The organism is Chryseobacterium sp. 22458, from assembly GCF_052044975.1.
Lineage (GTDB): Bacteria > Bacteroidota > Bacteroidia > Flavobacteriales > Weeksellaceae > Chryseobacterium.
Genome location: NZ_JBQEOA010000001.1, coordinates 1,329,641 through 1,355,318, shown reverse-complemented (window position 1 = coordinate 1,355,318; position 25,678 = coordinate 1,329,641). Strand labels below are relative to the sequence as shown.

Annotated in this window: 18 protein-coding genes; 16 read left to right on the top strand and 2 right to left on the bottom strand. The window is 36.3% G+C overall.

From position 1 onward, the window contains the following. Position 1 precedes the first annotated feature (1 nt). The 3 genes from ACTJJF_RS06010 to ACTJJF_RS06000 all read left to right on the top strand — a co-directional run bounded on the left by ACTJJF_RS06010 (position 2) and on the right by ACTJJF_RS06000 (position 5,842). Positions 2 to 1,189 (top strand): efflux RND transporter periplasmic adaptor subunit, encoded by a 1,188-nt coding sequence (locus ACTJJF_RS06010; RefSeq protein ID WP_312303809.1) that lies wholly within the window; start codon positions 2 to 4, stop codon positions 1,187 to 1,189. Continuing rightward, on the top strand, positions 1,189 to 4,335 hold the full coding sequence (locus ACTJJF_RS06005; RefSeq protein WP_440699033.1) for an efflux RND transporter permease subunit: 3,147 nt from the start codon (positions 1,189 to 1,191) through the stop codon (positions 4,333 to 4,335). The genes ACTJJF_RS06010 and ACTJJF_RS06005 overlap by 1 nt, the downstream gene beginning before the upstream one ends. Before the next feature lie 91 nt (positions 4,336 to 4,426). Then, a complete protein-coding gene (locus ACTJJF_RS06000) occupies positions 4,427 to 5,842 on the top strand; it encodes an efflux transporter outer membrane subunit (RefSeq protein ID WP_312303801.1) in 1,416 nt (471 codons plus the stop codon). An 80-nt stretch (positions 5,843 to 5,922) separates the two neighbouring features. Here ACTJJF_RS06000 and ACTJJF_RS05995 read toward each other — a convergent pair whose 3' ends face one another. Further along, positions 5,923 to 6,903: a BtrH N-terminal domain-containing protein gene (locus ACTJJF_RS05995; protein WP_440699032.1), complete on the bottom strand. Its 981-nt coding sequence runs from the start codon at positions 6,901 to 6,903 to the stop codon at positions 5,923 to 5,925. Between the two features lie 169 nt (positions 6,904 to 7,072). On the opposite strand from ACTJJF_RS05995, the gene ACTJJF_RS05990 reads away from it, so the two are divergent. The 12 genes from ACTJJF_RS05990 (at position 7,073) to ACTJJF_RS05935 (ending at position 21,782) form a co-directional block, all read left to right on the top strand. Then, a complete protein-coding gene (locus ACTJJF_RS05990; protein ID WP_440699031.1) occupies positions 7,073 to 7,573 on the top strand; it encodes a GNAT family N-acetyltransferase in 501 nt (166 codons plus the stop codon). Next, positions 7,570 to 8,049, top strand: coding sequence for a MarR family winged helix-turn-helix transcriptional regulator (locus ACTJJF_RS05985; RefSeq protein ID WP_312303790.1), 480 nt, complete (start codon positions 7,570 to 7,572; stop codon positions 8,047 to 8,049). Before ACTJJF_RS05990 ends, ACTJJF_RS05985 begins: the two co-directional genes overlap by 4 nt. A 574-nt stretch (positions 8,050 to 8,623) precedes the next feature. Beyond that, positions 8,624 to 9,964, top strand: coding sequence for a tetratricopeptide repeat protein (locus ACTJJF_RS05980; RefSeq protein WP_440699030.1), 1,341 nt, complete (start codon positions 8,624 to 8,626; stop codon positions 9,962 to 9,964). A 52-nt stretch (positions 9,965 to 10,016) separates the two neighbouring features. After that, the gene (locus ACTJJF_RS05975; protein WP_440699029.1) at positions 10,017 to 11,219 is read left to right on the top strand and encodes a lamin tail domain-containing protein; all 1,203 of its coding nucleotides are present in this window, start codon (positions 10,017 to 10,019) and stop codon (positions 11,217 to 11,219) included. 8 nt (positions 11,220 to 11,227) lie between these two features. Next, a complete protein-coding gene (locus ACTJJF_RS05970; protein WP_440699028.1) occupies positions 11,228 to 17,968 on the top strand; it encodes an RHS repeat-associated core domain-containing protein in 6,741 nt (2,246 codons plus the stop codon). A gap of 96 nt (positions 17,969 to 18,064) precedes the next feature. Continuing rightward, on the top strand, positions 18,065 to 18,613 hold the full coding sequence (locus ACTJJF_RS05965; protein ID WP_440699027.1) for a hypothetical protein: 549 nt from the start codon (positions 18,065 to 18,067) through the stop codon (positions 18,611 to 18,613). A gap of 225 nt (positions 18,614 to 18,838) precedes the next feature. Next, positions 18,839 to 19,342 carry a hypothetical protein gene (locus tag ACTJJF_RS05960; RefSeq protein WP_440699026.1) on the top strand — a complete coding sequence of 168 codons (504 nt, stop codon included), beginning with the start codon at positions 18,839 to 18,841 and terminating at the stop codon, positions 19,340 to 19,342. Positions 19,343 to 19,390: 48 nt separating this feature from the next. After that, positions 19,391 to 19,885, top strand: coding sequence for a hypothetical protein (locus ACTJJF_RS05955; RefSeq protein ID WP_440699025.1), 495 nt, complete (start codon positions 19,391 to 19,393; stop codon positions 19,883 to 19,885). Positions 19,886 to 19,887: 2 nt separating this feature from the next. Further along, complete coding sequence (locus ACTJJF_RS05950) at positions 19,888 to 20,211, top strand: hypothetical protein (RefSeq protein ID WP_440699024.1); 324 nt, start codon at positions 19,888 to 19,890, stop codon at positions 20,209 to 20,211. Positions 20,212 to 20,252: 41 nt separating this feature from the next. Continuing rightward, positions 20,253 to 20,687, top strand: coding sequence for a hypothetical protein (locus ACTJJF_RS05945; protein ID WP_440699023.1), 435 nt, complete (start codon positions 20,253 to 20,255; stop codon positions 20,685 to 20,687). An 18-nt stretch (positions 20,688 to 20,705) separates the two neighbouring features. Next, positions 20,706 to 21,245, top strand: coding sequence for a hypothetical protein (locus ACTJJF_RS05940; RefSeq protein ID WP_440699022.1), 540 nt, complete (start codon positions 20,706 to 20,708; stop codon positions 21,243 to 21,245). A 297-nt stretch (positions 21,246 to 21,542) separates the two neighbouring features. Beyond that, on the top strand, positions 21,543 to 21,782 hold the full coding sequence (locus ACTJJF_RS05935; protein ID WP_440699021.1) for a hypothetical protein: 240 nt from the start codon (positions 21,543 to 21,545) through the stop codon (positions 21,780 to 21,782). A gap of 527 nt (positions 21,783 to 22,309) precedes the next feature. On the opposite strand, the gene ACTJJF_RS05930 is transcribed toward ACTJJF_RS05935, so the two are convergent. Then, positions 22,310 to 24,919 carry a TonB-dependent receptor gene (locus ACTJJF_RS05930; protein WP_440699020.1) on the bottom strand — a complete coding sequence of 870 codons (2,610 nt, stop codon included), beginning with the start codon at positions 24,917 to 24,919 and terminating at the stop codon, positions 22,310 to 22,312. Between the two features lie 297 nt (positions 24,920 to 25,216). On the opposite strand from ACTJJF_RS05930, the gene ACTJJF_RS05925 reads away from it, so the two are divergent. After that, a complete protein-coding gene (locus ACTJJF_RS05925; RefSeq protein WP_440699019.1) occupies positions 25,217 to 25,648 on the top strand; it encodes a phosphohydrolase in 432 nt (143 codons plus the stop codon). Positions 25,649 to 25,678 lie beyond the last annotated feature (30 nt).

Genomic DNA, 25,678 nt, shown 5'->3' with positions numbered 1-25,678 from the left:
AATGAATAATAAGCTAGTTATACTTTCCATTGCAGCGCTTTCACTTACGGCCTGCAAAAAAGAAGCTCCGAAACAGGATGGTGCCAAGCCGTACCCTGTTGTTTCTGTGGAGTCGAAAAATATAGTGGGTTACCAGACGTTTCCGGCTACTATCCAGGGTAGGGTAAACAATGATGTACGTGCCAAAATACAGGGATATATTACCCAGGTATTGGTGGATGAAGGACAATATGTGACCAAAGGGCAGCCTTTGTTCCGTCTGGAAACCAATATTCTGAGTGAGAATGCAGCTGCTTCCAAAGCCGGAATTGCAGCATCAGAATCCAGTATTGCAGCAGCTCAGGCTTCTGTAAATGCGGCTCAGGTTGAAGTAAACAAACTGAAACCTCTGGTACAGAAAAACATTATCAGTAACGTACAATTGCAAACTGCCCAGGCAAATCTTGCCCAGGCCCAGGCTCAGTTGCAGCAGGCAACAGCAGCCAAAAAACAGGCTGTTGCCAATTATAAAGGTGTAGAGGCCAATATTGAGTATTCTATCATCCGTGCCCCTATTTCAGGAGTAATCGGAAGACTTCCTTTGAAAGTTGGAAGTTTGGTAGGACCGTCTGATCAGACTCCTCTTACAACAATTTCTGATACTTCTGAGATCTTTGCCTATTTCGCAATGAATGAGAAAGAGTATTTTAATTTCCTTGAAAAGGTGCCGGGGGCATCAATGCCTGAAAAAATCAAAAACCTGCCGATGGTTGAGCTTCAGTTGGCAAACGGAAGCCTTTATCCTGAAAAAGGAAGAATTGAAGCCATTACAGGGCAGATTGACCCTACAACGGGAACCATTCAGTTCAGAGTGGCATTCTCCAATGCTCAGAAATTATTAAGCAACGGAAATAGCGGAACCATCAGATTCCCTCAGAATTATGATAATGTTCTTGTAGTTCCTGAAAGTGCCACTTACGAACAACAGGGGATTGTTTACGTATACAAAGTAGACAAAGGAGATACTGCAAGAAATGTTGTGGTGAATGTTATCGACAGGATAGACAATATGGCTCTTATCAAATCTGGGGTGAATAAAGGTGAAACTGTGATTGCAGCAGGTATCGGAGGTCTGAAACCGGGAACAGCTGTAAAGCCGAAACCTATCAAAATGGATAGTCTTGTTCAATCAATAAAACCGAAATTCTAATGATAAAAAACTTTATTAACAGACCGGTTTTATCTACCGTAATCTCAATCCTGATTGTGATTCTCGGTGTGCTGGGGCTGATCTCGTTACCGGTTACACAGTATCCGGATATTGCACCACCCACAGTAAGTGTTTCTGCAAACTATACGGGAGCCAATGCTGAAACGGTGATGAAAAGTGTTGTAGTACCTTTGGAAGAGCAGATCAACGGGGTGGAAGGAATGGATTATATCACTTCCAGTGCCGGGAATGACGGTTCTGCTCAGATCCAGGTTTTCTTCAAGCAAGGAATAGATCCGGATATTGCAGCGGTAAACGTACAGAACCGTGTAGCCAGAGCAACACCGCTTCTGCCTTCCGAAGTAACAAGATCTGGGGTTGTTACTCAGAAACAGCAGACCAGTGCCCTGATGTATATGTCTTTCTATTCTGAAAATAAAGACCTTGATGATGTATACCTTCAGAACTTTTTGAATATCAATATTATTCCAAACCTTAAAAGGGTAAATGGTGTAGGGGATGCCAACGTTTTCGGAGGTAAAAACTACTCAATGAGAATCTGGCTGGACCCTGCAAAAATGGCTGCCTACAGTGTAACTCCTACGGATGTTACCAATGCGATCAACGAGCAGAGTAGAGAAGCAGCAGCAGGTTCTATCGGACAAAACAGCGGAAGTTCTTTTGAATATATCATCAAATATGTAGGTAAATTCAACGATAAAGAACAGTACGATAATATTATCATCAAATCTCTTGCAAACGGACAAAACCTGATGCTGAAAGACGTTGCCAAAGTAGAATTGGCAGGTCAGTCTTATACAGGAATCGGGGAGAACGGAAACAATCCTTCCATCAGTATGGGGATTTTCCAGACTCCGGGATCCAATGCCCAGGAGATTATTAAAAATATCAAAGCGTATCTGAAATCAGCAGAAGGAACTTTTCCGCAGGGAATCAAATATACTTTCAACTTTGATACCAATGAATTCCTTGAAGCTTCTATCGAAAAGGTAGTACATACACTGATTGAAGCCTTCATTCTGGTATTTATTGTAGTATATATTTTCCTTCAGGACTTCAGATCTACCCTGATTCCGGCCATTGCGGTTCCGGTATCTATTGTAGGAGCGTTCTTCTTCCTGAATCTCTTCGGATATTCGTTAAACCTCTTAACCCTGTTTGCATTGGTACTTGCGATCGGTATTGTGGTGGATGACGCCATTGTCGTCGTCGAGGCCGTTCACGCAAAGATGGAACATGGGATTTCTGATGCTAAGAAAGCAACCGTAGAAGCGATGGATGAAATTACAGGGGCTATTATTTCTATTACTTTGGTAATGGCTGCCGTATTTATTCCGGTGACGTTCATTACGGGACCTACAGGGGTATTTTACCAGCAGTTTGGGATTACGCTGATCATAGCCATCATCATTTCTGCGATTAACGCATTAACTTTGAGTCCGGTTTTATGTTCATTATTCCTGAAACCTCATGCAGAGCATCATAAAGAGTATCAAAACCTGAACCTGCTACAGAAGTTCTTCTATAAGTTTAATATTGCTTTTAAAACAACTACTGAGCGTTACGGAAGAGGATTTGTATTCTTGTTAAGACATAAATGGGTAACCCTTGTTATTTTTGCTGTTACCGGAGTGATCTTATTCTGGGCAAGCAGCAGTATGAAGAAAGGGTTTGTACCTACAGAAGACAGAGGAATTATCTTTACGGATGTTCAGCTTCCTCCGGGAGCTTCTATGGAAAGAACCTATAACGCATTGAAAACTCTTCAGGCTAAAGCATTGAAAGTTCCGGGTGTACAGAATGTAACGATTTCTACCGGGAGAGGATTCTTATCAGGCAACGGAAGTAACAACGGTCTGGCCTTTGTTAAGCTGAAACCTTTTGAAGAAAGAAAAAAAGATGGTCAGACTTCTGAAGAGATCACTAAAAGATTATTTGGAATTGTAGGTGCCGTTCCTGATGCCAAAGTAGTATTCTTCCAACCTCCAAGTGTACCGGGATTTGGTAGTAGTGCCGGTTTTGAAATGGTATTGCTTGATAAATCAGGCGGAGATTATGCTGATCTTGATAATAAAACCAATGAATTCATCGGTAAGCTGATGCAGAGGCCGGAAATTCAGTTTGCACAGACTTCATTCAACACAAAATACCCTCAGTATCAGATGGAGATCAATGTTCCTTTGAGCAAACAGCTTGGGGTTTCTGTAAATGAAATTCTGGCTACCATGCAGGGTTATATTGGAGGTATTTATACTGCGGATTTTACCAAGTACGGTAAACAGTTCAGAGTGATGGTTCAGGCACTTCCTGAAAACAGAAAGAATATTGAAAATCTGAACGAGCTTTATATCAGAACAGGATCAGGTATTATGTCTCCGATTTCACAGTTTGTAACATTGAAAAAAGCATACGGACCACAATCTGTAAGCCGTTATAACCTGTTTACTTCAGTAAAGGTGACAGGAGCGAACTCTGATGGGTACAGTTCCGGAGATGCTATTACTGCTGTACAGCAGGTGGCTAGTGAAACCCTGAATCAAAACTATGCAGTAGAATTTACCGGGTTGACAAGAGAAGAATTGAATTCAGGATCTCAAACCCTTCTGATTTTCGGATTGAGTCTGATCTTTGTTTACTTTATCCTTTCTGCACAGTATGAAAGTTACATCCTTCCGCTGATCGTTGTGATCTCTCTTCCTCTTGGGGTAATGGGAGCTTATTTCGGACAGAAGATTATGGGCTTGGAAAACAATATTTATTTCCAGATTGCATTGATCATGCTTGTAGGACTACTGGCGAAAAATGCGATCCTTATTGTGGAATTTGCCGTTCAGAGAAGACATCACGGTGAAACCATTGTCATGTCAGCTATCAATGCGGCTAAAGCCAGGGTAAGACCAATTCTGATGACATCATTTGCCTTTATATTCGGTTTATTACCATTGGTTCTGGCAAGCGGAATCGGGGCGGTAGGTAACAGATCCATTGCAACCGGTGCGGCTATCGGATTATTGATAGGTACTGTTTTAGGACTTTTCGTGATTCCTGTCCTGTATGTGATCTTTGAAACGATACAGGAGAAGATCAAACCTATTAAAAAAGAAGATATCAATTTAGCCGAATAAAATTAAGATTTAAGAAATTAGAAGTTAGAAATTAGAGATGAGTCTAAAAACTAACTTCTAACTTCTAAACTCTAACTTCTAATTAAAAACAATGAAGAGTTTATTAAATATCATAAAAGGAATCACTTTTTCAGCAGTTATACTTGGAGCTATCACTTCCTGTATGGCCAGGAAAGAGTATGAAAGGCCTAAAAACGTTGTAGACGAGAAGCTTTTCCGTACAGATATGCTTCCTTCAGACAGTGCCAGCATCGCCAATATTTCATGGAAAGAGATATTTACCGATCCTATACTGCAGGGGCATATTTCTAAGGCACTTGATAATAATCTGGATATCAGAATTGCTTTGGAAAGTATTAATTCTGCGGAAGCATACCTTAAACAAAGCAAGGCAGCTTATCAGCCGACACTTTCTATCGGGCCCAACTATACGTTCCAGACTCAGTCTATCAACACTCAGTTCGGACAGATCATCGGGGAAAGACGTTATGTCAACCAATTTGACATTACGGCAAGTATCGGATGGGAAGCAGATATCTGGGGAAAACTGAGAGCACAGGAAAAAGCACAGCTGGCCACGTATCTGGGAACCGTTGCTGCCCACAAAGCAGTAAAAAGCAGTCTGGTTGCTTCTATTGCTTCAGCTTATTATCAGCTGTTGACTTTTGATGCTCAGAAAAAAATCATTACAGAGACCATTGCAGTACGTGAAAAGAACCTTGAGACTACAAGAGCACTGAAAGCTTCCGGAACGCTTACTGAAGTAGCCGTACAGCAGAGTGAAGCCCTTGTTTTCAACGCAAAATCTTTACTGATAGATATTGATACCCAGATCCAGTTGCTTGAAAATACCATGAGCCTTTTGATGGGCGAGTCTTCTCACACCATTGAAAGATCTACTTTGCAGGGACAAAAACTTCCAATAGATCTGAGACTAGGGTATCCTGCCCAATTATTGGCTAACCGTCCGGATGTTATGAGAGCAGAATACAACTTAATGAATGCATTTGAGCTGACCAATGCTGCCAAAGCCCAGTTTTATCCTACACTGAAACTTACGGGAACAGGTGGGGTACAGTCTGTGGACATTGACCACCTTTTCAGTGTAAATTCATTATTTGCCAATATTGTAGGAGGACTGGCACAGCCTATTCTGAACAGAAGAACGATTAAGACGAATTACGATGTAAGTCTTGCCAATAAGGAAACGGCTTACCTGAACTTCAGAAAAACAGTTCTTACAGCCGGGAAAGAAGTTTCCGATGCGATCAGGGTTTTTTCCGTTCAGGATTCTTTCATAGAATTGAAACAAAAAGAGCTGGATGCCTACAAAAAATCAGTTGACTATTCCCAGGAACTGGTCAACTACGGTATGGCCAACTACCTTGAGGTATTGAACGCCAGTGTGAACTCATTGAATGCGGAACTTAATATTTCCAATGCACAATACAATAAAATGAAGGCGGCCGTTGAGCTTTATCAGGCTTTAGGCGGGGGCTGGAAATAGAAATATTTTGCAGTAGATCATAAGAACGTGTGTCAGTAATGGCACACGTTTTTTTATAGGTGAAAATTGCTGCGAGCCGGTTATAAGGTTGCCAGCAGTTCCATGGTATGCTTCTCTTTTTCTGATATGGTTTTTAAGAGATCTGAAGCCTGCCGGATGTATCTTAATTCTTTTGTTTCGCTTACTTTTTCAAACAGCTTTGCTACAGATGTCCAGAGCTCTGCAATTTCTGTAAATGCTTCATAGCCGGTTTTTAACAGGTCAAGTTGAAGCAGCTCATTACTTTCCTTTAGAAAATCACGGTACAGATTTCTGAAAAGTGCTCCTCCTGTCCCAGCTTTTTCCATCATCATGGCCGTTAGTTTAAATTCCCCTTCAATATCTTTGCTTGCATGAAACCATTTTACAATTTCATTACTGGTTTTTAAAATTCCTTTATAAGAGATATTGGTGATAGGAGGATTCAGGTATTCAGTAGCATTATTTCTGATAGCTTTAGGGAGTATCTTCCTAAGGTCGGTTTCTTTACCTGTTTTCTTTAGGGTATAGTATAGATTTTTAGAAGCCATTGGGCCTTTTTCCGCTCTTGCCAATGCCAGGCTTTCTAAGGATGTTTGCACCAATCCGCCCTGTTGCATGGTATCTACCAGGAAAGCATTCTGATGATCATAGCCGTAAATGGCAGCATAATGACCTGCAAAATGAAAGGGATTTGAAAAATATTCCAGATGATAACAATCCAGTTTCAATCCTACAGTCTGCCCGTTGTCAAGAAGCTCTTTTACATCATTCCAGGCTTTTTGTGAGGACGAAGTCTCCTTAACCTTTAATTCAAGATTTAAATTTCTGGCAATATTCCGGGTCAGCAGATCAGTTTTTATGCGGCCGCCAATAAAAGGAGAAGCCATTGTTTTCATATTCCAATAGATAAAACCGAGGCCTTCCCCCAGACCGAAAAGCATGGGTTCGGAAAGCTCAATTCCGATTTGCTGCAGTAAAGTTCCAGTGGCTGTAGTTTCACAATGCTGGCCTTTAAAAGGCTTCAGGTTTTCTATTTTCATTATGTAAGGGCTTGAGCTTAATTATTATGATGCAGAAAATTAATTAATTATGCCCATATATGGAAATTCCTTTTATGCTTATTTAAGCGGTGTTAAAATCTTTTAAAGATTACAATTTATTTGTATATATGTATTTAACTACGTAGTTTTATACTTTAATATTTACGCTATGAAATTACAGATTCAACCTTTAGACAATTCATATTCAGAACAGGCTGTAGATCTGATTCTGACGATTCAGCAGAAGGAATTTAATATTCCTATTACGGTAGAAGACCAGCCGGACCTGATGCAGATTGAAAGCTTTTATCAGGAAAAAGGGGGAAACTTCTGGGGCGCTTTTATTGATGGAGAGCTTGTGGGATCTATTGCTCTGGTGAAATTTGACGAAAGGGCAGGAGCGATCAGAAAAATGTTTGTGAAAAAAGATTTCAGGGGAAAAGAGCTGAACATGGCGCAGATATTACTTCAGATTTTAATCTCATTCTGTCATGAAAATGGAATTGATGATCTGTACTTAGGAACCATTACTGTACTGAAGGCAGCTCAGCGTTTCTACGAAAGAAATCATTTTACGAAGATTGAAAAAGAAAAGCTTCCGGCGCTATTCCCGTTAATGAGTGCTGATGATATTTTTTATCATTTAAATTTAAAAAATGACTCCATATGAATGTGATCAACGAAGCAGGTATTCTTGCCATATCCACAAGACTACACCGCCTCAGTGAACAGCTGAGAAAAGATGGAGCGATGATCTACAAAGCTTTCGGAATCGACTTTGAGCTGAAGTGGTTTCCCGTCATTTTTACCATTTATCAGAAAGAACTGGCCAGTGTTGTCGAAATTGCCAATGAAATAGGGTATACCCATCCATCTACCATAACCCTGCTGAAGGAACTGGAAAAACTGGAACTGATACAGTGGCAAAAAGATAAACAGGATGAACGTAAAAGATTATTCAGTTTAACTGCCAAAGGTAAAGATCTGATTGAAAAAATGAAGCCGGTATGGGAACTCATGGCAACGGTTTTAGGAGATATTGCAGATAATAGAAATAACCTGCTGACAGCTATTGATGAAGCTGAAGAAAAACTTGCCAGCCAGTCTTTTTATCAGCGGGCGCTGCAGATTAAGAATTCGAAGTAATTGTATTGGGATATCATTTTATCTTTAAACTAAATACCGTTGATGCTGCTAAGACTGAAATGATCTGAGACGTTAATACACAGGAAATACAGTAACTACGCATTAGGTGAGATAGTCTGCTACTTGGACTTTTCGTGATGTCAAGTTTTTTTTAGTTTCTGATTTTGTAATTCCATTTCTAAGTTTTGGTATCGGATTTTATAATGTGGTAAATCGTTCATGTATTTTTCTGGTATTGTCTAATTTATTATTTACATCTTGCCTCTTGCTTTTCTAAATTCAATCTTTTTCCTTTAGTCTTTTCCACGACAAGGTTAAAAATTTCATATAATACGAAATTTATGTTGTTATTTCATTAAAAAGTCACTGTATTTATTAATAAAATAATCAAATAATTTATTTGTTGATAATATTACAATATCAAAGTGTTTTTTTATTGTTTTTTTGTGATTTTTTTTAAAAATAATTTTATATTTGCCAACAAGGAGAAGTCAAACATTTGAATTTATAACTCTCGTGGTGCCAAAATAGGGGCTTGTAATCCTCTCTTCTCCTTTTAAAAAAACTATAATTGATGAACAGAAAAAAATTCTTACACCTAAGTTCTTTAGGAGTTTTCTCATTATTTATTCCAAAATTCATATTTTCAAAAGAAAATCACGAACATCTTCCAGTAGATGTCAATGCATTGCTGAAAGCAGCATCTAATCTAAGAAAACAAAAAAAGTATAATCAGGCAAAACAGATTTACGAACAGATTATTAGCCGGTTTCCAAATGAAATAAGGGCTTATGATGGGATGAGAAAAACTTTATTGTCTCAAAAAAATAAAGAATGGGAAGTTATCCTTATGTTTAGAGCGGCCGTAGCCTTAAAACCTGAGAATATAGATCTTAAAAAAAGACTTTACAAAGAATATATGAATGCTTCTTTAGGCAATAGGAAAATAAAAAACTTAATTGCCTTTAATGGAAATCTGCTCGCTGAGGTGAAAGAAAAATATGAAGGATTTAGTAATATAAATGCAAGAGGCAAAAAAAATGATAAGCAATATTCAAAAATCTGTAAAATGGTTGAATGCAGCGCAGATTCTCAAAATCCTCATAAAAATAAAGCTTTAAAACTCTATAAAAAAGAAAATTGTAAAAAATTTAAAAATAGGTTTTCCCTTCTTACAGCTAATGAAATAGACACGAAGCTTAGTATATTATTGGCAAAACCTTTATCCAAAGATCGGGATCAACATATCCGGGAGCTTTACGCACATTCCTGCAAGAAGCACAGAAAAGAAAAAAACAATGCAGAAGCCTTGAATAAGGCTATTTCATATTATGATACAGTAGATAAAAGCGATCCCCTATTCTTAAAGTATATTCGGGATTTATCAAAACTTCAACATAAATATGATATCTTAATTTCTATAGAAACACAAAACCATACGCTGAAAAAAAGTTTTTGGTCTGCCTTAGCTTTACTTGATGCTCACATTAAAAAAGCTTATCATCAGCATATATCCCTTTCTCCTACAACAACAATTTCTTTGCTCTCATTTTTAGAGACTGAAACAGATACTCCTGAGAAGAAATTTGAATTGATTACTCGAAAAATTAAACTAGATATTTTGAGCAATCAGCTCAATAGTGCAAAAGATAAAATACTGAAGCAATGTAAGAATATGTATGGAATCTCCAATACACATACCATAGATCGTATGAATATGCTGATTGCACACTATTATGTGAAAAATGGAGATAATGAGGGAAAAAACAGGATATTGAGTATTGTTATTAATCCTCAATCATTTATTGAATCTTCTGACAACCTTATACAATCATTAGCATTAATTAATCAGAATAGAAACTTTGCTAAAATCGTTCACACTCAAAATCTTCAAAGACTGATTAATAACCTTTAAGGAGTATTAATCAGGGGCAATAATCACATCAAAATACTAAACATACATGAGAATGAAATCTATTATTTCTGTTCTTTTATTTATATCTGGTGGAAGTTTATTTTATTCTCAGCTTCTTATTACTGAGGTTTATTATAATACTCCCTTTAATGAGATGCTTCGTTACGAAAAAGAAATCAACGGAGTAATTACAGAGGTGAACTCTAAAAGACATCACAGGGGAGAATTTGTTGAAATTTACAACTACAGTGATAAGGATATTAATCTTAAAAACTGGTACTTAAAAGATCTGCAGGGAATATTTTGGTTTCCTGAAACAACCATTAAGAGTGGAGAGTTTATGATCGTTGCTTACAGTCCTTCTACCTACAATACTACTGTATTCCCGGAACTGTTTGCTACCACAGTGGGTAAAGAAAAGCAGATTATATATCAGGATCAAATCCTTTTAAGAAATAAAAAAGATCGTATTGCATTAGGATACTCCCTTAATGGATATATACTTTTTGAAAAAAGTTTCATGAAGTGGGAGTTCAGGGATGAACCCAAAACCAATCTTGTACCAAGGATATGGAATACACCCTCAGCATACTATACTATAAAATCGATACAACACCATCCTAATCCACAATCTACAATAGACCCCAATAATCAACCCAATAGTTATGATATCTATAATTACACTGCCACACCTAATCCTTTAGAAGCAACATTTGTTCCGGATATGATAAGTTATGATGAAGTTGTAAAAGATGAGCACCAAAATTACTATTATTTCCTGGACTGGTCCAATAATGTAAATATCCTTGTTAATAAAATATGTTCAATTAATATTGAAAAAATTTCTGAGAGTCCTTCCGGCTCTTATAGTGGGAATGGAAGCAGTTGTTTCTCCTATGACAGTGCAGGAAATATGATTTTGGGTACTAATTGCAGTGGTAGCGCTACTTCGCCTGTGGGATCGTCTGGATTTTCAGCTGACGAACTGGAAGAAATAAAAAGTAATATCACTATCTATCCTAATCCTGTTACCTCAACCAGTGGTTACAATGTGGCCATTTCTTGGTCTGGAGCTGCTTTGGGCAAAATTCAAAATCTTCAGATTTTTACTTCTACAGGAGTTCAATTATACAATTACATTCCCGGATCCAATACTACTTCATTCAATATGCAGAATCAGCTTCCAGGAACATTTGTAGCCAATTTCACTTTAACTTCCGGGCAGGTAGTATCTAAAAATATTTTAAAATGGTAATTTCACAAATGAGATCAAAAATATATTCCTTATTTTCCCTATTTATCCTCTTATCCTTATTTCCTTCTCAGCAGACAAAGGAGATTCCAATACAATACAGCACATCAGGTTATGCGGAAAGCAATCTTTCTAGCCGCAAAACAATCCATTCTAATATTTTGGATCCTTCTGTGAAAGCAGAAATGAATGTAAATGAGTCAGGAGCTCTCACTTATACACTTCCAATAGAAGTTGTAAAGGGAATGAATAGTTTTCAACCTAATATATCACTTACATATAATAGTTTGGCAGGAAACGGACCGGCCGGATGGGGATGGAACATAGTAGGACTTTCTATGATATCACGTGGTGGCAAGAGTAAGGAAATAGATGGTATTACGATAGGAAGTCAGTTTGATAATACAGATCCTTATTATTTAGATGGTCAAAGATTAATTAAAATTAATGAGACCACTTTTGTTACAGAAAAATTTTCTAAAGTTAAAATAAGCAGGCCTTCATCAGGTGAGTACCAATTTATCATCCAATATCCTGATGGAAAAGTTGCCAAATATAAAGAACTGATAAACGGACAGTTTTATATTTCATCTTTCGCAGATTCATTTAATAATGAAATTCATTATTCTTACCTGCTTGAAAATAACGTTCCAATTATTACAAAAATTTCGTACGGAGGAACAAGTTCTGCCAATGATAAGTTTTATATCAACTTCACATATAAGGTGAGACAAAAAAATATTAAGGCCTTTAGAAAAGGAATAGCTTATATCACATCAAAAGTCTTATCAGAAGTAGCTACAGGATCTACATATACGCCTCTATACAGAAAATATATACTTACTCATGACTTTATTGAAGATAACACTGTAGAACGTTTAAGAACAGTTATTGTCACAAATGAAAACGGAGAAACCCTAAAACCGCTTAATTTTAATTATAATACATCTTTCCAGGGAACAGTAAAAATGACCAGTGGAAGTCCACAATCTACATTAGGGAGCAATACTACAGGACTGGGAAGTGTAACAGTGGGAAATTTTCTATCCAGTGATAATAACAAAATGCAGCCTATTTTCCAGGAAAGGATTACTAGTGGATATAATATAAAAGTAGGTGCAGGAGAAACCTCTACTCATGTTTCGGGTATTTCTATTAATAATTCAGGAACTTTGTTGTTTTCTGGCAAAGTACTGGATTTGAATAATAAAATAACGGAAAAAGATCAGCTCATAGTTGTAAATGAAATACCTGTAGGAACTGCTGACGAAATTAATCCTAACAACCCTTCAAATCAACAGCTGAAAGATGAAGTTACTTTTGAAGTCAAAAATCTGATTACTGGCGAACAGAGAAAAGTAATTGTTCCAGTAAAAGGAGGAATGGTAGAAGTTCAGACCTATATCCCACCAGACCCATATGATAATTACCGTGATGGAACCTACGAAACATCCTATACCCGTGATGAAACCAGAAGGGAATATGTACAAGGAGATTTTAATAATGACGGTCTGGTAGATTTCTTAATTATAGAACCTAAAAATTTGACCAGAGGAAACCGTCTTTACTGGGTAGAGATTGGAAAGCAAAACTCTGGAATGTCCGTTCAGGCACCCCCTGTTATTCTTAATGAAACTTTATTTTTTCATGGTAAAGACATTTATCCTATAGAATTTGACGGAGATGGTATTTCCGAATTACTCGTCGTAGATAAGTATAATGCAAAGTATTCGGTTTATAAAATAAACTTCAGCAACAATACTCTGAGTACTTTGGTATCAGATGTTGTTCTTTCCAATTTTGGAAGTAAGACGCCTCTTTTTCTAGGAGATTTTAATGGGGATGGCTTAACTGATTTTATAACTCCACAAACTGTGTACGAAATCCCTGAGGATGATAACTCCGGACTGAAGCTTGCAGATACTTACTATAGAATGGAGACTGAGACACTTCTTTGGTGGAAATACACAGGAAACGGGGTTTCATTTGAAAAAAACCAGGAAGATTATACTCAACAAAAAATAGCTTACCTAAAGCCTTCTCAAAACAATTATATTAAGAGGACCACTTTCTGGCAAAAATTCTGGAATGGGAAGCCCGATGAATATGCATATACGAGATATTCTACGCATAATATTGTTATTACTGATTTTAACAATGACGGACGATCCGATATTATCACCTTTAATAAACTTGGAAAGGTAAAATATAATGCCAATGGTTCTCTGGCTGGCGTTTCTATCGATAATCTTGGTAGTAATTTAACCAGAATGACTGCTCCTCTTGTGTATGAATCATTTAATTCCGTAATTGCTAACCGGATTAATTTTTATGAAAATAAAAATCTGAATGGTGGCACATTTCAACAGTTATCTACTCTTTCTTTAGAGAACAATAAAATATCTCCGCTTTCTCTTATTCTTTCTACTAAAAATTTTGATTACCTCAACACATCCCAATCAGGAGTGTATATTTATGATCCTTTATTAGGCTTTTCAAGTGATATTGTTATTGATAACAGTAATTTCCTTGAAAAACAAATTCAGGAGGTTAATAATGGTACGGATGTTTTACAAAGGGTGGAATACAGAAACATGATTCCTAAGGATAAGTACTTCTCACAAGATCATAGTGAGGTGACTTACCTTTATAGACCACAGGGTGATCTTAGATACCCTTATTATGTTCACAAAACGAATCCTGCACTTTATCTGGTAGCGAAGATTCATACGCTCTTCGATAACAAAATCCTAACGAAGGAATACCGATATGAAAATGGTATACAACACCTGGAGGGGAAAGGTTTTATGGGATTTCAAAAGACTTATTCAAGTGATGCATATGAATCTGAGATAAAAAATGGAAAATATATAAATAAAAACCCTGTAAATGCTGTTTTCTGGAATATCACAACCAGATATCCTGAAATGGATAATATGGTAATGAATACCACTTATGGAGGTATTAATAAATTCTTTACGGAAAATCTGACCGTTAATAAAAAATTTGATCAAGGCAACCATCAATATATGATCCTTGCCACAGATGAAATTTCAATAGATTATCTGAAAAAAGTTACCATTAGAAAAAAATATGTTTATGATGAAGCAGATGATCTTAAGCTTAAAACTGTCTATACGGATTTCAGCGGAGCAGGCTCTTCCATATCTAATTACAGCTATAAGCCGGAGTTTTCAAATGGAGAACATTATTTCTACGGGAAAATAGCATCTGTCGAAAATATAGTTTCTAAAAACGGGCTTTCCTTTACCACCAGGGACGAGTCTGATTATTTTCCTGATGGAAGTGTTTCCCAGGCAAGAAAATATGGAAACCAATCTGGGGTAGCACCTGTTATTACTTCATATACTTATGATAATATTGGGAACCTGAAAACCCAAACCTTATCTACAACCGGGGTAACATCACAAACTACTACATATGAATATGAAAGCACGGGCAGATATGTAAATAAAACTATTACACCTGATGGACTGTCTTCCACAGCTGTTATTGATGCACTGGGACGTACATCATCTGAAGTGTCTCCTTTAGGGCTTACCACGGCTTATGCCTATGATTCCTGGGGAAATATCAAAGAAATCACTGATTTTCTTGGAAAGAAAACAACCATATCCAAATCTGAAGCAGATGCTTCTACAGGTGGGTTATATAACCTTCATAAGAAAAGAGAAGGGGGAACAGAGACTATTGTAACTTTTGATAAGTTTGACAGAGAAATTCAGTCTAAAACACAGGCTATTAATGGAAAATGGATTGCTGCAAAGACCCAATATGATATTTTAGGCAGAAAAGTAAAATTTTCAGAACCTTTATATGAAGGGGAGCCCATAAGATGGAACTCCATAGAATATGATGAACTTAACCGCCCGGTAAAAAATATCGATTACAAAGGATATGAAATTATAACCTGCTATGAAGGGTTGAAAGTAACTGTAGATGACGGTGTAAGTAAGAAGACTTCCAAAACGCTTGATGCAATGGGACATACCATAAGACAGCAAGATCATGGTGGTGTTATCAACTATTATTATTATCCTAACGGAGCCATTAAAGAAACAAACTATGAAGGAATAAAAACAACCTTTGAAATTGATGGTTGGGGTAATAAAACAAAAATGGTAGATCCTTCAGCCGGCGTTTTCACCTATGAATATGACGTTCTAAGCAGAATTACCAAAGAAACCAACCCAAAAGGATATACCCTTTATACCTATGATGATCTGGGAAGGCCTCTTACGGAAAAGACCTATGGGAATACTGCAGCAGAAAATACAGCTATAGAGAAGACCTACACCTACAATGGTCAGACCAAACTTCCTGAAACCATTACAGGAATAAGCAACGGAAAAACATTTACCTACACTACTTATTATGACCAATATTTCAGGATAAAGGGTAAGAAAGAGCAGACTCCCGATTTTACTTATACATCATCCACTACCTTCGATGCATTGGGAAGAGCCGATATTGTAAGTATGTCTACCACCCTTGTAAATCCTAACTATACTTCAAGCTCTACTGTTAAAAATGTATATGATACCAATGGAATTCTGATCCAGCAGAATGACAATGCCACAGGAGCTATGATATGGCATCTGTCTGATGTGAATGCGAGAGGGCAGGTAAAGCAGACCGAATATGGAAATGGATATACCTTGGTGAACCAGTACTATGATCTCGATTATTCTTTATTTAACACCAAACATCAGAATGTCAACAATGGAAATGTGGCGCTGGATATGGATTACAATCAGAATTCATCCCGTGGGATTCTGAATTTCAGGAGAAACAATATTTTTGGAAAAAAGGAAGATTTTACTTATGATCTCCTCAACAGATTACTGACAGAAGCTGTAAATGGTGTTATAACCAACCAGTACACTTATGATAAGAGAGGAAGAATAACCTCCAATACAGAACTTGGTAAATACAATTATAATGAAGCAGATTACAAACTTCAGGGCATAGACTTCAATACTAACGGACAGAATGTAAATGCACAAAGGGGTTTTGCGGCCATAAAATATAATGCCTTTAAAAGCCCGCTTCAAATTACGCTGGCAGGCAAGGAAGACTTGAGTTTTGAGTACAATATTCTCAAAACAAGGTATTCGATGAAATCTTCTGTTACAGGACAGCAGAAGTTCTATTCATCAGATTTTGCGGTAGAAATTACCAAAGAAGCGAATGGCAAAACACAGCTAATCTCCTACGTTACCGGAGATCCTTACACCGCCAACTACATCAAAAAGGAAGTGTTGAATGGAGGAAGCCTTGCAGAGAATGCTAACTATTACCTGCATCGTGATAATACAGGAAGTATTCTGGCTATTTCTAAAACAGATGGTTCTGTTGTAGAAAAACGTTTCTTTGATGCATGGGGTAATCTAAAAGGCATTGTGAATGTTGCAGGGCAGATGATTACAGATCTTACAGCCATCAGCAATTATACATTATTTCTGGACAGAGGATACACAGGGCACGAACATCTTTGGAAAGTGGGGCTTATCAATATGAATGCCCGACTCTATGATCCTGTTCTAAGGAGATTCTTAAGTCCGGATAATCTGGTAAAGGACCCTTTCAATACCCAGAGTTATAACAGGTTTGGATATGTATATAATAATCCTTTGCTGTATGTAGATATCGATGGAAATGAAGCAATAACATTAGGGACTGCCATTATTATTGGAATTGCGGTAGCAATCACTACCAAAGCCATCATGAATATGATAAGCGGCATCCCGGTATGGTACGGTATGGGAAAAGCGGCGGTAATGGGAGCCGTTTCCGGAGCTATAAGTTTTGGGATTGGAGCCGCAGCGACCTCACTGTTTGGACAGGTTCTTACCGTAGGAAAAGCTATCTTTGAAGCAGGGGCACATGCCCTTACAAGTGGAGCTATGTCTGCTATTGATGGTGGAAAATTTGAAGCAGGAGCATTGAGCGGGGCAATTTCTTCCTTCATGGCCAGTGGAATACAAAGTTTAGGTATAAATTTTGGTGCAAGTACAGAAACCAGAACAGTTTACAATACTTTTGGCAGAGATTATATGAAGGCAACAATGCTTGTAATGGGAGGCTTGTCTGGGGGTATTTCCTCTACCATTGCCGGAGGAAACTTCTGGGATGGTTTCAGACAAGGAATTATTACTAGTGGATTGAATCATTTGGGACATATAGTAACAGAAGGCTTGGATAGATCAAATTTTGAAAAATTAATTAAGCAAGTAGAAAAAATTGTGGGTAAAGACAATGCATATACTAAATTTTCTGGAAGAAAAGAAGATCTAATAAGGTTAGTAAAAGAAGTTCCTATTTTAAATGAATTATTTATGAAAAATAAGCAAGGAACTGTTGTATGGTTTAAAATTAAAAATATAGGAAGAGACGCAAATAATCCTACTCAAGCTGTTACAACACCAAATGGTAATGGGGGAAGCACTGTTGAGTTATGGTGGGATACAGCCGATACATGGATTGGAGTTGCTCGAACTATAGGCCATGAATTAGTACATGTTATGAATGAGTCTCTAGGAATGCATTCTATGTGGAAGAGTTTTGTTTCTTCTCATTCAAGAGAATATGCCCAAGCTAATTCTGAAGCAGCTGCATACATGTGGGAGGCTGCATATTCTGGTTCAGGCAGTGATTACAATTATAGTATACAAACATCTAAAAATTGGCAATTAGAAGCTACTAGGTTGTACAATCAATATGGTCAATAAATATATTTTATAATGAAATATCTATTCGTTTTTATTTTAATATTATTTTGCTCATGTAGCTCAAAGGTTGATTACAATTTCTTTGAAAATAAATTCATGGCTAACAATATTCATCATAAGTTTATTTTAAAGAATCCAACAAAATATGACTATGTATTTTATTCTTTTGGTTCTACAGGAATTGATGGAGTTTCTATAATAAATGATAATAAGATAATTATTGAAGACGAAAAAAATAATAGTATAAATGAAAAAGATATTTTTATTAATAGCAGAAACTATTTTAGAAGCTACAAATCAGACTCTATAAGCATGAATTATTTTAGCTCTAAGGGGTTTCATAGAGATCTATATTGGTTTGCTAGTAATAGAGAAATGAAGAAAAATAGTATTTTCCTAAATTCAAAGAAAAAAAAGATTTTTAATAGAGATATAGCTTTATTAGTTGATCAGGTTAAGTCCACTGGATCATACTTTTCGTTGAAGAAAAATAAAAAATATTTCATTCAGATAGAAATTGATTTTGATAGTGTTAAAATAAAAGAGTACTTAACTCCCATAGATTTAGACTCATTAAAAAGAAATAATATCAAAATATTTCATGGTAAATTAAAGACAGAAAAAATACTATTAGAATTTGATTAAAGAGAGTTCAAGAATATTCTATAAACGAACAAAAATATAAAATCTGAGCATAGATTTAATTAGAAATCAGAACTGTTTATAATGCCTTTGGTAGATATTATATGAAGGGAACAATGCTTATTATGGGGAGCTTATCCTTCGGAATCTCTTACCATTGCCGGAGGAAACTTCTGGGATGGTTTCAGACAGGGCATTATTACCAGTGGGTTGAATTATTTGGGGCATATGGTTACGGAAGAAATAAGTCAAGGAATAACAAGACAACAAGCGTTAGCATCAATACAAGAGAAATATCCACGCTTTTTTAAAGTTCTTTCAAAATTGAAAGACTACTTAACTGCAAATCCCCAAATATTAAATCAACTTTCGGTAGATTCAGGTATTGAAAAAGCTAAAATATTAGAATATATGGATATTAAAAGTACTGAAGGGCAAGTCATATTATTGAAGAATTTTTCTAAATCTGGAAAATATGGTGAGTCTGGATATAGTAGTCCATATGGAAAAGCAAGCTTTATATCTGCAATTTTCGTCAGAGGTTTAGAATCTGCATCTTTATCTACAACAATCCAGGCAACATCTTTTCTTCTTGCAGAAACAGTACTTCATGAATTTGTACATTGGGGAAGAGCAAGCCTTATTTTGCCCAGTGATGCTCCAAAATCTAGTAGATATTCAGATTATGGTGATTATTGGGAAAATAAAAACATTTGGTACTACAATAAATAAAAACAATGCTTATGAAATGTCTATTAAATTTAACTGGAAATTTTAAAGTTGTATTTTGCATTTTACCTTTTACCTTTACTATTTTTTTCTTGTCATAAAAGTCAATCAACAGAAGAAATCGGACAAGAAATAATTATTGAAAATATTAATTATTTTATTTCAAATTTATATGGATTACCAAAAAACGAGAAGGAATTTTCTAGTATTACTGTACAAAAAAAAATAGGTGCAAAGAACTTTATTAATGATCATTGTGAGAGTATAGTAGAAATTGAAGGTTTTAATATAGTAGAGAATTGCAAGAATGATTATTTTGAATTAATAAATAAACAAGGATTTAATATTAATAAACAATCAAAATATCTTTCATTTAATATAGAAAGTATTACAAATAATTTGCAAAATGAAAATTTGGAATTAATAAATTCAGATGATAAAATAAAATATAGCTCATATATCGAAGTAAGTTTTTCAAATTTTTATATTGATGAGAAGAAAGGAAAAGCATTTATTATAGTACAAGAATCTGAGTCAGTGGATTAAGTTTGAGAAAAGCCCTCTTTGAAGCAGCAGAATTGAGCGGGGCAAATTCTTCCTTCATGGCCAGTGGAATACAAAGTTTAGGTATAAATTTTGGTGCAAGTACCGATACCAGAACTGTTTATAATACCTTTGGAAGAGATTATATGAAGGCAACAATGCTTACCATGGGAGGCTTATCCGGCGGAATCTCCTCTACCATTGCAGGAGGAAACTTCTGGGATGGTTTCAGGCAAGGAATTATTACTAGTGGATTGAATCATTTAGGGCACTTGGGAGGTAATAAAATTGTTAAAAAAGTTTTACAGAATAGATTGGACAAAAATTAGGAGATAGCGGAATTAATAATGACTGTACAACAAAACAAGCTTTGGAAATTCTACAAATAGTTTTTAAAGATATGTGGAACTTAGGCTCTGGTTGGGCAAAATTTGCTGATGAAGCAGGAGCTATTGCAGAATGGAAGAGTAATGATAGCCAAAAAATTTCAATAAATAAAAATGGAAACCTAGTTGCTGGTGGCGGAAAACCAGCTTGGGGCATTACTAATGGTAAAGGACAAATGATATATGCAATATCTTTACATACTGGACCTATTAGTAGATTTGCGGAAGTATTTTTGCATGAATTAGTTCATTCAATTGACTATGTTAGCGGTTTTTATAAAGTTTTTTGGAGATTACCAAATATTAACGCTTTAATGGAATATAGAGCATATAAATATGTTTATGATTGGACAGGTGTAAAGGATCCAAACCAAGATAATTTTAAGGTTGAAATGGGATATACCCTAAATTTTTATTAAACTATACATTTTAATAATATGAAGTTTCTAATTTTATTACTATTCAGTATTATTCACCTTAATGCACAGATAAAACTAAATACTAAACAAGAAGTTGATATTTTGTTTGAAGGCAAACAAATTTCGCTAAATAGAATTTTTGATGGTAAAGATCCATATATGTTTAAAGTTATAAATAATACAAATAATACTTACATTATCGATCCATATGGTTTTAGAAATGATAAATTCGTAATGACATGTGATGAAAATATTGTTATCCCAGATAAAACAATTTTAAAAGGATTTTATAAGAGATTTGATGATGAAGATTGTTTCATTGATTTAATAATTTTAAAACCAAGGGAAGAAAAATATGTTATACTAAGTATTTTTAGTCTTACGGGATGGTATGATCTCGATAATCAAAAAAAGTACATATTAAGACTAAACTCTACACATAATAATTATTCAGTGGTTCTTTTAGGTTGTCAAAATTATATAAGATCATTAGTAGAAAAAAAAGGATATAAGGTGTTGGAAGATAATATTGTTGCTAGGATTCCAATAATTCCGTGAAGATCGTGTTTTATTGTTTCATTTTTACCCTCATGAGTTGGTGCGAGCGTCTCGCTCGTATCTGTATGAAATAACAACACTTTACTATTTTGTAGAGTGTTGTTTACTGTAAGAGCTGCAAGTATGATTTTTTGAAGCATGGAAAATAAGTGTAATTTTTTAGAAATTATGTTTGGTACGAGCAAGATGCTCGGTTGGGGGGTACTCACTGTATAACTATGCTTACAATAATCCTGTGACGTTTACAGATCCGGATGGGAGGAAGCCTATGGCTCCGGACCAGGAACAGGCCAATGGATGTTTCCAATGTCTCTTTGGTCTTTTTATGCCAACGGCGGGGGTAATGGTGCGGAACTTCAGGAATTTATAGCCCAGAATAATGGAATGGGGGCGTTTCAGGATCTGTTGACAGGGACTATGGGGAAAAAAGGAGGCGGAGGAGGAAGCAATAATGGCCCTAAGCTGTTGCGAGCGTCTCGCTCGTATCTGTATGAAATAACAACACTTTACTATTTTGTAAAGTGTTGTTTACTCTAAGAGCTGCCAGTATGATTTTTTGAAGTATAGAAATAAATCTAATTTTAGAAATTATTTTTGGTACGGGCAAGATGCTCGCATCAGCTTGGGGAAATATTTCATTAAGCATTTGTAATTCTATTTCTATAACATGAAAAATAAATGTAGATTTATGATTGACAAACGTAAGACGCTTGTAAAATATTCATTTTTGAAAAGTATGTATAATCATTATTGCGTAATTTATAAAGCTTAGACATGAGTTATAATATTCAATAACTTCAGTTATTGTCAGGAGTCCAATGACAGCCTCAATATCTGTATTGTCTTGCATAAGGAGTATGGGCCGGTTTTTCATATTTCAGACAGTTATTGAAGAATATTTCTTACGGAGACTCAATCATTTTTCTTTGAACAATATTAGCCTGAAATTCTTTATACCGCTTTTAAGATGGTCGGTTATTTCAGGATCAGAATCCATCATCAATAAAAACAGTTGTAATTCAGGTAATTACAACTGTTCTTTTTATCATTTCAATGATTTTGTTTTAGAATCTCAAGGTCGCTGCTACAGACCACGTTCTTCCGAATCCTAAGAATCCTGTATTGCCATCAGCTATACCTTGATAAACCCTGCCGGCTTCCTGGTACGTTTTTCCTGCGTCAGGGCCATTGGCAATTTTATCACCTGCGAAAATGTTGGAACTTAATTCAGAAATATAATAGGTATTGAATAAGTTGTATACATTCGCTCTTAACGTTAAAGACTTTTTAGCATCAATTGTGAACTTATAAGAAGCCCCTACATCAAAAAGATGGTAGCTTGGTAATTTTACAATTCCTCTTTCTCTATCTGCTTCAGTAAGGAAGTTGATAGGGTTGAACTGTGCATATAATTTGTCATAATATTCCCAGTTGGCATCAATGCTGAATGCTTTGGTAATATTATAGTCAATACCAAGACTTGCTGTTGTTTGTGCTGCATCTCCTACCTTAAGGTCTTTGATGTTGATCATCCCTGTTGCTCCGGAAACTTCCTGATTGCTTTGAACATCCAGAATGTTGAAATTTGCATTTCCTTTATATTTCCAGCTACCCAGTGATACCATTCCTCTTAATCTAAGGTTAGAGAACGGTCTTGCTTTAGCTTCCAATTCAACTCCCTGGTGAAGTTGTCCCACATTCAGGGCATTGTAGAAATAAGCATTTCCAAGTTTTAATTGAGAGAACCTGGCAACATCTGCAGCCCCGGCATTGAATGTTCTTGAAATAAATCTGTCATCCCATTGCGTTCTGTAGGCATTGATATTAACATCTACATAACGGGATTTGAAGCCATATCCCAATTCTATAGAGAAAATTCTCTCATTCTTTGCGTCATTATAGATATTCTGGTTTGAAGGGAACAATGCATTAAATAAAGGCTGTCTCGAGATAACTCCGGTATTGAAAAATACATTATGATGCTGATCAATATTATAGTTGGCACCTCCTTTTACAATATAACCCGTCTTGTGATACCATTTGGTTTCCTGATTTCCGGGAGTATACAGCATATAATCCCTTCGCTTATAATATTGTTCGGAAACCGATCCCTGAACTGATGCACTTAGTTTTTCAGAACTGTATTCCACCATTCCGTATACACCGGCCCATTTTACCAGACCTTCGTTGTAGATAGATACCTTCTGAGCATTATTAACCTTTGTAAGAGGTTCAGGCTTTACTGTACGGTCAATATAATACCCTTTGGGAGCATTTGCTGTACCGGGAACAAATAGAGCATCCGAGCCTAACATATCCGTAACGATGTCATACAGTGCTCCTTTGTATGTTTTAAGATCAATCCCTCCGTTGAAGGTCCAGTTGTTTTTCTTATAATTAAGGTCTGCGATCGCTCCGTACCAGTCATGAGCATTGATACTTTGCTTTCTTACGATACCATTGGTTCCGTTTAAAGTCGCTACATATTGTCCGTTATAATCAGACGGGGAACCTGCAGGTGCCGTAAATGTTGATTTCTGGAAGGTGTTTCCGTTATAATCGGTTACCATGCCACCTCTGTTGTAACGGTAAATCATATCCCAATTGATAGTACCGTCTCCGCCCGGACCATAATTCATGAAGTTCATCGTTTGTCCGCTGGCATTTTTAATGGAACCGTTAAGTCCTGTACCACCGCCGCCACGTCCCCATGATCCGTAAACCACAGTAGAAAGTTTCAGGGCATCATTAATATTCCAGTCCCAGTTAAGAGAGGCAATAGGCTTATGGTAAAAATTTGGTGCTAAATTGAATTGAGATCCGTTCAGCATTCCGGTTTGAGGATTATATCTTCTTCCGTAGGTATCAAACTGTCTCAGGGTAGCCACATTCGCTCCGGTTGCTGAAGATCTTCTCGTATCGTGTACCTGTGGGGCTCCGGTTGCAATAAAGTTGAACGCATGTTTTTCATTGGGCTTAAATCCTGTAGAGAAAAACCATGAGTAACCTTCTCCTTTTGTTCCGTTGATATAACCGTCACCTTGCCAGCGGGAAAGCAATACCGTTGTTCCCCACTTGTTTTTTAATCCTGAAGAATACATCGCAGATATTCTGGAGTAGTTATCATTACCCACTTCTCCTTTGATCATTGCTTTTTGTTCAGAATCGGTAGCTTTAGTCACAATATTGATCGTTCCTCCTACAGACGGAACTACAAATTTGGAAGCACCAAGCCCCCTCTGAATCTGGATAGAGCTCGCAATATCAGCCAGCCCGGTCCAGTTTGACCAGTAAACCGTACCTCCCTGCATATCATTAACAGGCTGACCATTGATGATTACCGCAATATTGGCTCCATCGAATCCTCTCATGTTAATTCTGCTGTCCCCAAATCCGCCACCTACTTTGGTAACGTACACGGATGGAGTAGACTTCATAATTTCCGGAAATTCTCTGTTTCCCAATTTCTCCTGAATTTCTGCAGATTTGATCGTTGAAACTGCAACAGGTGTCTTTCTCTCTTTGGCGGTCTGGGAAAGATTTCTTCCCACTAACATCACCTCATCAATTGATTTGGATTTTTCTAAAGAATCCTTCGTGCTCTGCCCGTAATATAAGGCCGCCGTTGGTAATACAAGCGCTATAAATAGTCGCTTTTTAAAAATAATGCTCATGAAATAAACTAGCGTGTTTGATTTTTAAGGCTGCAAAGATGAATATTTATTTTTGAATTGAGTATTAAATCTTCATCATGTGATTTGAGAATGAATAGAATAAAGCGGTTTACAGCTTGTTTTTCATGTCTGTTAATTTTACATAATATTTTAATTAATAATTAGTTGTCTGTAATAATTAGGATAAAATAAATGTATTTAAAGAATATTGATGATTTTTTACATGTTTTTAAATTTTGATAAGTATGTTATCTTATTATTATAGGTATCATTATATTTGTTTACAAAAACAATACTATGAGTTTAAATTTACTTGAGAAAGCAATCGCTATTGCTGTAAAAGCCCACACAGGACAGACGGATAAATCCGGGAAACCTTATATTCTGCATGTTTTACGGGTGATGATGAAAGGAAAAAGCGAGGATGAAATGATAGGAGGGATATTGCACGATCTGGTGGAAGATACTGACTGGACTTTTGAGCAGCTAACAGAAGAAGGGTTTCCACAACATATCATCGCCGCATTGGAACTTGTGACAAGAAAAGACAAAGAAAAATATTCAGATTTTATCCAAAGAATTTCCGGAAACCCTCTGGCCGTCGCAATAAAGCTGAATGACCTTGAAGATAATATGAACGTAAACAGACTTAATGAAGTGACTATGAAAGATGCTGAAAGACTTTCAAAGTATATCAATGCACGTAAATATTTGGAAACAAATGGATAACCAATCTTTACAGTTTTTACCTTCTTCTTA

Coding starts and splice junctions, on each gene's coding strand:
- ACTJJF_RS06000 (WP_312303801.1), top strand. CDS start 4,427: ATGAAGAGTTTATTAAATATCATAAAAGGAATCACTTTTTCAGCAGTT.
- ACTJJF_RS05980 (WP_440699030.1), top strand. CDS start 8,624: ATGAACAGAAAAAAATTCTTACACCTAAGTTCTTTAGGAGTTTTCTCA.
- ACTJJF_RS05995 (WP_440699032.1), bottom strand. CDS start 6,903: ATGAAAATAGAAAACCTGAAGCCTTTTAAAGGCCAGCATTGTGAAACT.
- ACTJJF_RS05960 (WP_440699026.1), top strand. CDS start 18,839: ATGGTTACGGAAGAAATAAGTCAAGGAATAACAAGACAACAAGCGTTA.
- ACTJJF_RS05940 (WP_440699022.1), top strand. CDS start 20,706: ATGAAGTTTCTAATTTTATTACTATTCAGTATTATTCACCTTAATGCA.
- ACTJJF_RS05985 (WP_312303790.1), top strand. CDS start 7,570: ATGAATGTGATCAACGAAGCAGGTATTCTTGCCATATCCACAAGACTA.
- ACTJJF_RS05975 (WP_440699029.1), top strand. CDS start 10,017: ATGAAATCTATTATTTCTGTTCTTTTATTTATATCTGGTGGAAGTTTA.
- ACTJJF_RS05935 (WP_440699021.1), top strand. CDS start 21,543: ATGTTTCCAATGTCTCTTTGGTCTTTTTATGCCAACGGCGGGGGTAAT.
- ACTJJF_RS06005 (WP_440699033.1), top strand. CDS start 1,189: ATGATAAAAAACTTTATTAACAGACCGGTTTTATCTACCGTAATCTCA.
- ACTJJF_RS05965 (WP_440699027.1), top strand. CDS start 18,065: ATGGCTAACAATATTCATCATAAGTTTATTTTAAAGAATCCAACAAAA.
- ACTJJF_RS05990 (WP_440699031.1), top strand. CDS start 7,073: ATGAAATTACAGATTCAACCTTTAGACAATTCATATTCAGAACAGGCT.
- ACTJJF_RS05970 (WP_440699028.1), top strand. CDS start 11,228: ATGAGATCAAAAATATATTCCTTATTTTCCCTATTTATCCTCTTATCC.
- ACTJJF_RS06010 (WP_312303809.1), top strand. CDS start 2: ATGAATAATAAGCTAGTTATACTTTCCATTGCAGCGCTTTCACTTACG.
- ACTJJF_RS05925 (WP_440699019.1), top strand. CDS start 25,217: ATGAGTTTAAATTTACTTGAGAAAGCAATCGCTATTGCTGTAAAAGCC.
- ACTJJF_RS05930 (WP_440699020.1), bottom strand. CDS start 24,919: ATGAGCATTATTTTTAAAAAGCGACTATTTATAGCGCTTGTATTACCA.